This is a genomic window from Pseudomonas viridiflava (genome assembly GCF_900184295.1).
Lineage (GTDB): Bacteria > Pseudomonadota > Gammaproteobacteria > Pseudomonadales > Pseudomonadaceae > Aquipseudomonas > Aquipseudomonas viridiflava.
The window spans coordinates 5,961,382-5,974,415 of the sequence record NZ_LT855380.1 but is presented as its reverse complement, the minus strand read 5'-3'; the positions used below and the strand labels follow the sequence as shown (position 1 = coordinate 5,974,415).

Here is a 13,034-nt window from a genome sequence, read left to right as displayed (position 1 = left end):
CACAGGAGCAATCCATGCAACACGAAAGCCCGAATCACGGCATGAATATGTCGGCTCTGAGGCGTCACAAGCAAAGCCTGTATCTGGCCGACGAAACCGTGGCGATCGAAGTGCCGGGGCTGAATCTGTTCTATGGCGAAAAACAGGCGCTGTTCGACATCGCCCTGAACATTCCCAAACAGAAGGTCACATCGTTCATCGGTCCGTCGGGTTGCGGCAAGTCCACACTGTTGCGCACCTTCAACCGCATGAATGATCTGGTCGATGGCTGCCGTGTCGAAGGCGCGATCAATCTGTACGGCCACAACATCTATACCAAGGGCGAGGAAGTTGCCGAGCTGCGCCGTCGCGTCGGCATGGTGTTCCAGAAGCCGAACCCGTTTCCCAAGACGATCTATGAAAACGTGGTCTACGGACTGCGCATTCAAGGGATCAACAAAAAGCGCGTACTCGACGAAGCGGTCGAGTGGGCCTTGAAAGGCGCTGCACTGTGGGATGAGGTCAAGGACCGACTGCATGAGTCGGCACTGGGCCTGTCTGGCGGTCAGCAACAGCGTCTGGTCATTGCAAGAACCATCGCCGTGGAGCCGGAAGTCCTGCTGCTCGACGAACCCTGTTCGGCACTCGACCCTATTTCGACCCTTAAAGTCGAAGAGCTGATCTACGAACTGAAATCCAAATACACCATTGTGATCGTTACTCACAACATGCAGCAGGCGGCTCGGGTGTCGGATTACACCGCGTTTATGTACATGGGCAAGCTCGTCGAGTTTGGTGACACCGATACGTTGTTCACCAACCCGGCCAAAAAACAGACTGAAGACTACATCACCGGTCGTTATGGCTAGGACGTGCTTCGTCAGACCTGAACCACCGCTGCGTTTTCGCAATTAACCGGACGTTCCAAGGACACCCAGCATGATCCACAAAGACAGCCACACGCATCACATTTCCCAACAGTTCAACGCTGAACTCGAAGACGTTCGCAGCCATTTGCTCGAAATGGGTGGCCTGGTCGAGAAGCAGGTCAACGATTCGGTCACGGCGCTGATCGAAGCCGACTCGGGCCTGGCCCAGCGGGTTCGTGAAGTCGACGACCGGATCAACCAGATGGAGCGCAACATCGACGAAGAGTGCCTGCGCATTCTGGCCCGTCGTCAGCCTGCGGCTTCTGACCTGCGTCTGATCATCAGCATCTCCAAGTCGGTGATCGATCTGGAGCGCATCGGCGACGAAGCCACCAAGATCGCCCGTCGTGCCATCCAGCTGTGCGAAGAGGGCGAGTCGCCGCGCGGCTACGTCGAAGTGCGGCATATCGGCGATCAGGTGCGCAACATGGTGCGTGACGCGCTCGACTCGTTCGCCCGCTTCGATGCCGAGCTGGCCCTGTCTGTGGCTCAGTACGACAAGATCATCGACCGCGAGTACAAGACCGCCCTGCGCGAGCTGGCGACCTACATGATGGAAGACCCGCGTTCGATTTCCCGCGTGTTGAACGTCATCTGGGTGCTGCGCTCGCTGGAACGAATCGGCGATCACGCCCGCAACATCTCGGAGCTGGTGATCTACCTGGTTCGCGGCACTGACGTCCGTCACATGGGCCTCAAGCGCATGAAGGAAGAAGTGCAGGGCATTTCTGCGAGCGAAAAGACTAATGTTCCGGGCGACGCTGACGATAAGTAAGATTGCCTGCAATAAAACGCCCGGCACCTGCCGGGCGTTTTTCGTTGTGCAGAAGTACATTCTCAGCCGCCTGCGGATTAAATCCCATGGCGCAGTCAATCAATATGGCAGTTGGCTACTGGTCAACGCTATGCTTGCCGAAACAAAGGGCGTGTTGGCATTTAGCAGTTCGCCTCCAGAGTGAACACGTCCGCAGGAGCGTCGATGAGTAAGGTCAGTGTATTGGTGGTGGATGACGCGACGTTCATTCGCGACTTGGTTAAGAAATGTCTGCGCAATTATTTTCCCGGGATTCACACCGAGGACGCAGTCAATGGTCGCAAAGCTCAGGCGGTGCTGAGCAAAGATACGTTCGATCTGATTCTGTGCGACTGGGAAATGCCGGAAATGTCCGGTCTTGAACTGTTGGCCTGGTGCCGCTCGCAAGACAATTACCTGAAAACCGTGCCGTTCATCATGGTGACCAGCCGTGGCGACAAGGAAAACGTCGTGCAGGCCATTCAGGCCGGTGTGAGTGACTTCGTCGGCAAGCCGTTCACCAACGAACAGCTGCTTTCCAAGGTCAAGAAAGCCTTGGCCAAGGTCGGCAAGCTGGACGCGGTCATGTCCACCGCCCCGGCCCGCATGAACTCGCCACTGAACGACTCGCTGAGCGCGCTGACCGGTGGCAAGGCCGAGGTGGTTCGTGCTGCACCAGCCGCTGCTCCGGTTTCCGGCGGTATTGCCAAGGCACCGCCTGTGGTTGCCAAGACTGCAGAGCCGTCCGGTCGCGGACAAGGCCAGTTGCGTCTGCCCAACGGCATTCAGTCCTGCGTGATCAAGGCGTTGAGCCTGAAGGAAGCGTCGCTGGTCGTGCGTCGCAGCGATAACCTGCCGCAAGTCCTCGACAGCGCTGTGCTGGACCTGGAGCAGGGCGAAAGCAATGAGACCGCTCGCTTGAACGGCTACCTGCATTCGGTTGCGGCCTTCGAACAGAAGCCCGACAGCGACTGGCTGCAAGTGATCTTCCGTTTCGTCGACCAGGACGCGCAGAAGATGGACTACCTGTCACGCCTGATTGCCCGCGGCACGGCCCAGAAGCACTTCGTTCCGGGGGCTTGATCCTCGATTCTGTCGAAACGCGCTGCCAGACAGCGCGTTTGCCCGCGATAGGTTCTTACAGACAGAAAATCAGTGACTGACATGACGCAATCGCGGGCAAGCGCGCTCCTACAAAAAATCGCTTTTCTTCAGTAGGTTACAGGTTGTTTGATAAGAGGCGGCTTGCCGGCGATCTGCCGGGAACCGGCAGCAAAACCTGCACACGCGGTGTTTCAGATGCACTCAAGGGCCGCTGCGCAGCCCATCGCTGCCGTCGTAACCTCCGAGAGCTCCCACGCCCTGCGGGCAAAAGCAGATTTCAGCGCTTCTCCAGAAGCCAAGTGTTTGATAGAGGCTGCTGTTACCGCCGGAAGATGACGCCCACACCCGTCTGTTTGACGTCCGATAGGTCGGGGTGAGCTTTCTCGCTCATACAGACGAGCCGTCTGCTTTCCCGGAACCTGCAGGTTCTATTTAGTTTTTCCAGTCCCTCACCGTTCGTGAGGTAACTGGAAAATCACTGAATGTTATCTACATCGTTCCAATCCCCCGACATCCTGGCGATCGACGCCAATCAACTGCTTCTCGCCATCGAGCGTGCACTGGGTGCATCCAGCGATTCGGCGTCCTACATCACGGATGGCATCGTTCTGCCAGACGATCAGTTTCGGATTGTCAGGCGGGTGCTGATTCACCTGCTGGGCGAGGACATCCGGTTCTCGACACGCGATCTGGCTGCCGCAGATGCTGAGCAGGAACACAAACTGTCACTTCTGTATCGCAGCGCCAAGGCTCGTAAACTCTACGCGGATGCCATGGGCGTGGAGGAGGCCGGTGTCAGCCCCTGGCACATGCATCAGTTCTACGCCCGTATCGCCTGGCTGAATGAATCGACGGTCACTGGCGAAGCGGCCAGGGCGCAACTGGAACACTACGTGTTCAAGTCACTGCCGTTCTGGGGCGCTGCGGCGGTGCCCGGAAAATCGGGCTATTCAGCGTTAGGTGAGCTGCTTACACCCATCCCGGAAGATTTGCGTCTGTGGATGGTGCAGTTCAAGCGCGGTGCTCGTCTGGTGCCGGTTGCCGAGTGGATCGGCCACTGCTCGGCACAGTCGCTCTATAACGGCCTGACGGCGCTGCATGCGCGCGAGTCGGACGGCGACATGCCTGACGCCTTGAGCCTGTTCTGCGACACTCTCTCAGACCTGATACCTACGGATCGCTATCACGACCGGGAGTTATCCGACTGGCTGAATCCGCTGCTGGCAACGCCGGCTGGCTGGTCTGACTGCATAGGCGTGTTGACCAGCGTCGAGCACCGCGAACCGACCCTTGGCGGCCTGCAGATCGATGCGGGCACGCATATGTCATTGCCGACCCGGATTGAGTACCTGTGCAAGCTGGCGGCCTATGTGGTGAACCCCGATAACGAGCACTGGCTGGCGCCTGCAATCGCCAGTGCAGAACAAGCGCCCGCCATGCGGGCGTTGTCGCTGGCCATCAGGCTTCGATTCGAGCACTGGAACCTGGCGTTCGGGCCAGCCATGATGCTTGCTTCGCTGTTACTGATGCCGGCACTTGAAACGAGCATCGAACCGGACGATGCCTTACCCACTGCTCATACCCTGAACAGTCAGGTCGTCCCGCCGCTGGATACCTGGAGTCCGATGCACAATGCGGACTACCTGTTCTCTCAAATGGGCATCGAACTGCTTTGCGATTCAAACGAAGCAGGCCGCACGCTTCGCTTGTCACCCCAGCACACCTGGCATGCGCTGACCCATACCGTGCAGTTTCAGTCCGCCGTGGCGCCCTTGCTCGAGGCCATGGGCTGGTACGGCGCGCATCCCGGAGAGCAGGCTTCTCCCCGCATCACTCAGGCACTGGTCGGGCGTTCGATCATCGACTTTTTCCTGGGCGCTCCAGAAGCCGATGGCGAATCTCTGGAAACCTTCATCAGGCGCGGGTGGGTGCTGGACTACAGCCATGTGCAACTGAGAGAAAAGGTCCGGGACCTGGTACGGAACAGGCAGCCCGGTGCATCGCCGAGCACGGTCGACCTGCTGCATTACCTGTTGTTGCGCGAAACGATGCCCGAACTGTTGGTAGACGGCGTACCCGATCATTTGCAGTACGGGCGATCCCTGCAGAGCGTTGCCTTGCTTCATGGCGTCGCGCTGGTCGAGGCGATGACGCCGGGACTGGCGGTCATCACGTCTTACGATGAGCTGATCAAAATCAGTGCAGAGCTGGCCGAGTCCGAGGATCCCGGGGTTCAGGCGCTCTGGGCAAGCACACTGACCCTGCCTGCCTGGCGCTACGCCACGGCGCATGGTGCAGTTGAAGGAGCAGCCAGTGAGGGTCTTCAACAGGCATCCGCCGCACAGGTTGCTCAGGCCCTGAGCTATTTGCAGACACAGCAGCAATTGCACGCTCAGGAATTGAACCGTTTGTTGGCAATCAAACCGCCCGACCGCAAGGCTCTGGCAGCGCAAATGCTCACCGAGGCGGACGTGCCGGAATGGCTATGGGAGCAGGCCGTAAATATCGACCACTGGCCGGTCCTGCAGAATTGTGGATTGACGGTCGCCGCTTCCTATTCCATTGATCGCCTGACCGCAGTGGGTCAACCCCAGGCTACCGTCATCCAGTTGGTCATGATGGGAGAGGTTTACCTCTCCGGCACGCCGACCGTTGCGCAGGCCTATGCCATTGCTTTCAAGACGTTCAGCGAATCGCTGGTGAGTGCTGAAACCGATGTCATCAAAAGGCTGTTGTCCGAGGCGCAGCCCGAGGTTCGGGCGAAACTGTCGGGTTCGACCTGCGAGGTCAGTCGCGTCCGCTTCAAGGACCAAGAGGGGACACAGGGCATCTTCGTCCGCTGCCAGGAGGGCGATCACCTCAATGACTTCGAGGGCCACTCGGTAAAAGAATGCTTTTTCGAGCTGATTCCCGCGTGCGGCGTGGTGCGTGAGGTCAGCCAGTCGTTCACGTATTCGGTCGAGGGCGTGACCTGGTCTGGCCCTGTTTCGATTCCAGAGGCGCTACGTCGACGCGAAGCCCACCAACAACGTATCGAAGCAGCCAGAACCACGCCGTTACTGCCCATGGACAGCGACGCGTACCTCACGGGCACGGTATCGCGCAGCTCCACGGTTCCACATACTCCGTTGCAAGGAACGCTGATTCCTTCGGCGAAGCTGGTTTATCTGCCGGATACTGATGAACAGACCCGAATCGACACGCTGGCCGGTAACGCTGCCAGGCACCTGCTTGCCCGGTTTCTGGAGCAGAGCAACACCGAGCATTCACACGAAACCCCTTGGGAACATATCTGGGCGAAGGAGCGTGAGTACGCCGACACTGCTGCGCGGTTTCTTATTCCGTTCTATGGGTGCATTCAGGATCTGCGGGCGGGCGAGCATTCCGCCGGGGTGATCGTGGGGTGCGTGCTCGACGCGGCCTTCGCTCTTGTCCCGCTGGGGCAGTTTGCAGGCGCAACCGCACGCATCGTGATGCGTGCCGGAGAGCTGAGTGTGTTGTCGATCACTCGGCTGACAGGCAAGGCGCTCGGTCGACTGCTGGCGGGTCTTGCAGAGCAAAGCGGTCTGGCGGTGTTGCGTGACCTGGGCAAGGCCGGTGTGAAACTGAGCAGGCTTGGCTGGTCGGCGCTGTTGCACGTCTCTCCCTCGCTGAAAACCGTATTGTCATCGCGAGCGGTGGTTGAAAGTGTTTTCGGTTTCGACAAGGGCATGTATCGGGTGCTCGACAGTGTCGAACACCCCTGGCAGCCGCTGCGTGTGGCGTCGGACAGGCATGCAGCGGTGGATGGCAGTCCGGCCGTGGCGGTAAGGAACATCGGCAGCCCGGAGACACCCGATTTCAGGCTGCTCGACCCGGACTATGACCGCGTTTTCGGCAAGTCACTCACGCCGGTCGCGCAGGGTGAGCGCCTTGAGCTTTCGTCTACTTCGGCGTTGGACGGCATAGGTCCTGATCGCTACCCGGCTGTTGTGCCTGTCATTTCCGAAGCCGATGGTTTTCATGAGGTGCGCATCGACCGCGCGTCCAGTGTAAGTAGCATTGAAAGGGGCGAAGGGGAGTACGACATTCTGGTCGACGGTCAGGTCTATCACCTGGACTCCGGCGCGCCGGATGCCGCGCTGCGCAAACGGGCCGTCGAAAAGCTCTCCACGGCATCGGGCACTCTGGAGGAAGTGGAAAACCTGTGCCGGGTTCGTCGTGATCTGGAGCCGGTTGTCTGCGCCACGGGGATCAGGCTTGCCACCCCGGTGCCCGAGCCGGTTCCGGCAGGCTCGACGTCTCCGATGCGAACCGGCAGGTACCCCAGTCAGGCCATGGATGCCCGTGAGTTCGCGCTGGCCAGGCTTTCCGCACGTGCGGATGAAGCATCGAGCATCGATGTTTTCGTCAATGAGGGCAAATTCTGCAAATGGGCCGAGCCGGCCGAGGTCACCGCAACCACGTCAGCGTCCAGCGGCAAGGTCGTCAGTCCGCTTTCGGAACAGGAGCTTGCGCATCTCTCTTTGCCTGAAACGCCCGAGTACCTGCCTGCGCTGGAGGGGGCGCTGGCCCAGGATGGCGTGTTGGGTCTTCCGGCGAACATTCCCCATGATGACGCCGTGTGGATCTACCAGAATATCCCGGTGATCGAGCTTGGGCCTTTGGCTTCAGGTGTGAACGATGCCCGCACGTTACGCGGCGTTCGAATGCAGATTGCCGACAAAGACTGGATTTTCATCGAGCCCGACAGCGGTGTGTTCTACAAGGCCCTGACGCCAGCCGAAGGCGGCACGGAACTCGGGTTTGCCCGTGTTGAATCGGCAGACGAGATCAATGAATTCATTCGGGTTTCGGAGCAGTATCGAGTGTTTCGCGAGCGACCGAATGCCGTGACGGATCAGGAAAACATCGCCCGTCTGCTGTTTGATCTGCTGGACGAGTCGGAAAGGGCTGCGTGGAATCTCTCTTGGGACCAGGCCATTCAGAGCTATGACGACTACGCGAAATGGTGCAAGGCCAATGGCGAGAAGAACGAGTTGTTGGCCATTGGCCGTAACGTGCTGTCGGGTGAGGCGATTCAGAAGAAATTTGTCGATCTGGTCAAGGCCAGCGTGCCTGACTTCATGAAAGTTGCCAAACGAAGCGTGCCCGAGCAACAGCACATTGTGGAGGTGCTCAATAAACTTCTGCCGGTGCAGGGCTCAAAGGCCAAGTGGGAGGCGTTGAATCTGCAGAGTGTGGTCACGCCCAAGGCGGCGAAGACGGTTCTAGGGCAGATCAAAGGTGCCAACCTTGCGTTTGCGCACATTCACACCGAATCGGGGGAGCGAATCGTGTATTACGCGCTGTCCGGCGGGCAGCGCGCCAAGGACCTGAGGCTGCAACTCGACATGGCCGAAGGCAGCGAACGTGTCATCGATGGCGTGATCTTTCGCGATGCTCGGGCGCGTATGGTGGGTCGTGAGCCTGACCCGACGTTCACCAGTCTGCCGGTGGTGAGAGATGCAGAGCGCCTCGTGGTCAGGGAGTTTTCTCGTCACGTGGATTCCGAGCGCCTGATCGCGACGATCATCAAGCAAGACATGGCGTCGACCCCGTTGGCCCACATCAAGTTCTTTACGGTGCTCGATACCTGCCGGTCGTGCGGTGGATTTGTCTTGCCGCGTCTGAAACTCGACTTTCCCGATGCGCTGTTTTCGGTGACGTACATGAAGGATTACGCGACGGGCTGACGGGCCTGAAGCATGTTGCAGGCTTTCTGACGTGCAGTTTTTGGCGTGCGGTCTGTTGCCGATTGATACCGTTGAGTGCTGTTCGGGTCCTAACGCTGCTAGGCTTGGCATCCATTGCCCATGAACCCGAACCTTCCGATGCTCGAACGCCTGCTGATCCTGATCGCCCTTACCCTGGCCACGCCTGTGGCCTGGGCGATCACGATCTATAAAACCACTGATGCCGATGGCGTCGTCTCATTCTCGGACCGCGCCTCGCCTGGTGCGTCCGTGATGGTGTTCCGGGACCGGATGGTGGAGCGCATCGACCAGCAGGTGCACCTGAGCATCCGGCGTGACAGGGGCGTACACAGCCTTTACGTGCGCAACGACTTGTATGCGCCGGTCGAGGTCGAGTTGAAACTGTCCAGCGTGACCAACGTGCTGGGCGTGGCAGGCTCGTCGACAACCCTGCGCCGCACGATCCCGGCACGAACCAACGAGCGTGTGGTGGTGTTGAGCCCCAAGGTGGCGAACAAGGCGATGAATTACGCGTCGATGCTGACCTCGACCCTGGGCGACCCACGCAGCACGGCGCAGTCCTATCGTTATCCGCTGCCCTGGATTGGCGGCCCGTTCCGCCTGACCCAGGGGCCGAATGGCAAGTACAGCCACTTCGGTGTCAAAGGACGCTACGCAATGGACATCGCCATGCCCGAAGGCACGCCGATCATTGCGGCGCGTGGCGGCACGGTGATCAAGGTCGAGAACAGCCAGTCAGGCCGGGGTTCGAACGCCTCGGGTAACTTCGTGCGCATCCTGCATGACGACGGCACCATGGGCGTCTACCTGCATTTGATGCAAGGTTCGGTGAGCGTCAATGAAGGGCAGCGGGTGAGGGTGGGCAGTCCACTGGCGCGCTCCGGCAATACCGGCAACAGCACCGGCCCACACCTGCACTTCGTCGTGCAGCGCAACACTGGCCATGAACTGGTCTCCATCCCCTACGAATTCGCCCAGCCCGTGCAGAGCCTGCCCAACTTTGCGGTGGGCGGGAATTAGTCTGAAGCTCATCCTGATCGTGCCCGCGCTCCGTGAGGAACGATCATTCCCGATACTGATCGTGCCCATCGCTCCGCGTGGGCATGCCGCCCGTGACGCTTCGCGTCACAAATGGCACAGACTGAGGATTCAGTAAGCCGAGCGCATGACGTGGATAACGCTGGAGCTTGGGCACACATCTGCGCCACATTCCAGAGCGGACGCGGAGCGTCCTGGGAGGCATTCCCACGCAGAGCATGGGAACGATCATTGCGCGATATTGATCGTGCCAATGCTCCGCGTTGGCATGCATCCCGTGACGCTCCGCGTCGCAAATGGCACTGATTGCGGATTCAGTAAGCCGGGCGCATGACGTGGATGACGCTGGAGCTTGGGCGCGCATTTGCGCCACATTCAAGAGCGGACGCGGAGCGTCCTGGGAGGCATTCCCACGCGGAGCATGGGAACGATCATTGCGCGATATTGATCGTGCCAATGCTCCGCGTTGGCATGCATCCCGTGACGCTCCGCGTCACAAATGGCACAGACTGGGGATTCAGTAAGCCGAGCGCATGACGTGGATAACGCTGGAGCTTGGGCACACATCTGCGCCACATTCGAGAGCGGACGCGGAGCGTCCTGGGAGGCATTCCCACGCAGAGCGTGAGGAACGATCAATCCAGAACTGGCGAAGCCCGCCTCAATCCAGCTTCAGCACCTTGGCCAGGACGATCTTGGGGCCTTTCATCTTTTTGATGATGATGCGCAGGCCTTCGACTTCCATCTGCTCTTCTTCTTCCGGCACCCGCTTGAGGGTTTCGTAGATCAGGCCTGCCAGGGTTTCGGCTTCGATGTGGTCCAGGTCGATGCCTAGCAGACGCTCGATCTTGAACAGCGGCGTGTCGCCCCGCACCAGCAGCTTGCCCGGCTGATAGGCGAGGATGCCGCGCTCCACCTTGCGGTGTTCGTCCTGAATGTCGCCGACCAGCACTTCCAGCACGTCTTCCATGGTCAGGTAGCCGATGATCTTGCCATCGGCTTCTTCAACCACGGCAAAGTGCGCGCCGCCCTTGCGGAACTGCTCAAGCAATTGGGACAGCGGCATGTGCCGGGAAACACGTTCCAGCGGGCGGGTCAGCTCGGCGAGGTTGAACGACTCGGGAAGGTGGTCCAGGTCAGCCAGTTCCAGCAGCAGATCCTTGATATGCAAAAGACCGACAAACTCGCCGCGTTCGGCGTCGTACACCGGATAACGACTGAATTTGTGGCGACGGAACAGCGCGAGGATTTCCTTGAGCGGTGCGTTGAAGTCCAGCGTGACCATGTCTTCGCGGGAGTTGGCCCAGTCCACGACTTCCAGCTCGCCCATTTCCACGGCAGAGGCCAGCACGCGCATGCCCTGGTCGCTGGGGTCCTGACCGCGGCTGGAGTGCAGGATCAGTTTCAGTTCGTCGCGGCTGTAACTGTGTTCGTGATGCGGGCCGGGTTCGCCCTGGCCGGCAATGCGCAGGATCGCGTTGGCGCTGGCGTTGAGCAGGTAGATCGCCGGGTACATGAGCCAGTAGAAGAGGTACAGCGGCGCAGCAGTCCACAGCGACAGCAGCTCCGGCTTGCGGATCGCCCAGGATTTGGGTGCCAGCTCACCGATCACGATGTGCAGATAAGAGATGATGAAGAAGGCAGTGAAGAACGAAATACCTTTGACCAGTTCCGGCGTGTCGACGCCCATCGCACTGAGCAGCGGCTCCAGCAGGTGAGCGAAGGCCGGCTCACCGACCCAGCCAAGCCCCAGGGAGGCGAGGGTGATACCCAGCTGACAGGCCGACAGGTAGGCGTCGAGCTGGCCGTGTACCTTGCGCAGGATGTGTCCGCGCCAGCCGTTCTTGTCGGCAATCGCCTCGACCCGCGTGGAACGCAGTTTGACCATGGCAAATTCTGCCGCAACGAAGAAACCGTTGAGCAGAACCAGGAACAGCGCAAAAAGAATCATGCCGAAGTCGGCAAAGAGTGAAGCCAGGTTGAAACTAGGGGAAGGGTCCATGGTGGGGTTTTACGGGGTCCGTTCTAACAGAATAAGAGGTGGTGCTGCGCTGAAAAAGCGCCATGAACCCGGCAATGTAGCGGCTGTACAAGCGATTGCCTAGTAGTCTGAGTCGTCGCTTTCGGGTTTGGACATCTGGCTGGTGGCAAAATGGCAGGTGAAAACGCTGCCCTTGTTCGGCACGCTGTTGATTTCAAGGGTGCCGCGATGACGCAGCAGCACGTGCTTGACGATCGCCAGTCCCAGCCCTGTTCCGCCGGTATTCGACGCACGGCTGGTGTCGACCCGGTAGAAGCGCTCGGTCAGACGCGGCAGGTGCTTGGTGTCGATGCCGATTCCCGAATCCTGCACACTCAGGTGCGCGCCACGCTCGTCTGTCCACCAGCGGATGCGGATAGTGCCTTCTGCAGGTGTGTACTTGACCGCATTGAAAATCAGGTTGGAAAACGCACTGCGCAGCTCGGTTTCGCTGCCCTTGAGCCGCATCTCGCTTTCGATGCTGAGGCTGATCTGCTGATTCTTGCTGCCTGACAGCGCGTTGGCGTCGGCCTTGATGGTCTTGAGCAGATTGCTGACGACCACCGGGTGATTGTCCGACGGGTAATCAGTGGCTTCGAGCTTGGCCAGCAACAGCAAGTCGTTGAGCAGCGTCTGCATGCGCCCACCCTGCTGGTGCATCTGCTGCAGCGCCCGCACCCAGCGTGGATTCACTTCATCCACGTTATCGAGCAGGGTTTCCAGGTAGCCGAAGATGACCGTCAGCGGTGTGCGCAATTCATGGGAGACGTTGGCGACGAAGTCCTTGCGCATCTGCTCCAGCTGGTGGATGCGCGTGACATCGCGCACCAGCATCAGGTGTTCGTTGTTGCCGTAACGGGTAATCAGCAGCTGTATGCGCAAGTGATCGTTGGTGGGCGAGGGGATTTCCAGCGGTTCGGCGTAGTTGCCTTGCGCGAAGTATTCCTTGAAGCGCGGGTGACGCACCAGATTGGTCACCGGCTGGCCGCTGTCCTGCGGCGTCTTGAGACCCAGCAGGGTTTCGGAAGCGCGGTTCCACCACTCCAGATTGCCCTCGCTGTCGAGCATGATCACCGCGTCCTTGAGGGCAGCGGTGGATTCCTGGACTCGGTCGATCACGGCCTGCAGACGGCCTCTGACCCGCTGGTCGCGGCGTTGCAGGTGATAGATGCTGTCGAAGACTTCGCCCCACAGGCCGTAGCCATCCGGTGGCGGTTCGTCAGCCTTGTGGCTGCTCAGCCACTCGTGCAGACGCAGCAGTTGCTTGAGGGTCCAGGCCAGATACAGGCCCAGTCCGATGGACAGGCTCCAGCCGTACTGTCCGCTGATCAGGCCGACCAGCAGGCAGGCGGTCACCAGCAGCAACATGTGGCGTATCAGCGTGCCATGCCAATTTTGGTTCAATTAAGGGTAAATCCTTGTCTGGTGCACGCTGG

7 protein-coding genes are annotated in these 13,034 nt (G+C 59.7%); 5 read left to right on the top strand and 2 right to left on the bottom strand.

Features of this window, described 5'->3' with window-relative positions; genetic code table 11:
* Positions 1-14 precede the first annotated feature (14 nt).
* The 5 genes from pstB to CFBP1590_RS26865 all read left to right on the top strand — a co-directional run bounded on the left by pstB (position 15) and on the right by CFBP1590_RS26865 (position 9,560).
* Entirely contained in the window at positions 15-848 is an 834-nt protein-coding gene (gene pstB, locus CFBP1590_RS26885) for a phosphate ABC transporter ATP-binding protein PstB (protein WP_004881624.1), read from the top strand.
* Between the two features lie 70 nt (positions 849-918).
* Positions 919-1,683, top strand: coding sequence for a phosphate signaling complex protein PhoU (gene phoU, locus CFBP1590_RS26880; protein ID WP_029242133.1), 765 nt, complete (start codon positions 919-921; stop codon positions 1,681-1,683).
* A 204-nt stretch (positions 1,684-1,887) separates the two neighbouring features.
* Positions 1,888-2,784 (top strand): response regulator, encoded by an 897-nt coding sequence (locus CFBP1590_RS26875; protein ID WP_004881620.1) that lies wholly within the window; start codon positions 1,888-1,890, stop codon positions 2,782-2,784.
* Between the two features lie 503 nt (positions 2,785-3,287).
* Complete coding sequence (locus CFBP1590_RS26870; RefSeq protein WP_088236304.1) at positions 3,288-8,519, top strand: deaminase domain-containing protein; 5,232 nt, start codon at positions 3,288-3,290, stop codon at positions 8,517-8,519.
* A gap of 138 nt (positions 8,520-8,657) precedes the next feature.
* Positions 8,658-9,560, top strand: coding sequence for a peptidoglycan DD-metalloendopeptidase family protein (locus tag CFBP1590_RS26865; protein WP_088236303.1), 903 nt, complete (start codon positions 8,658-8,660; stop codon positions 9,558-9,560).
* A 679-nt stretch (positions 9,561-10,239) separates the two neighbouring features.
* Here CFBP1590_RS26865 and CFBP1590_RS26850 read toward each other — a convergent pair.
* Both CFBP1590_RS26850 and phoR read right to left on the bottom strand, forming a co-directional pair.
* Positions 10,240-11,580, bottom strand: coding sequence for a hemolysin family protein (locus CFBP1590_RS26850; RefSeq protein ID WP_025995438.1), 1,341 nt, complete (start codon positions 11,578-11,580; stop codon positions 10,240-10,242).
* 99 nt (positions 11,581-11,679) lie between these two features.
* Positions 11,680-13,002 (bottom strand): phosphate regulon sensor histidine kinase PhoR, encoded by a 1,323-nt coding sequence (gene phoR / locus CFBP1590_RS26845; RefSeq protein WP_004881609.1) that lies wholly within the window; start codon positions 13,000-13,002, stop codon positions 11,680-11,682.
* Positions 13,003-13,034 lie beyond the last annotated feature (32 nt).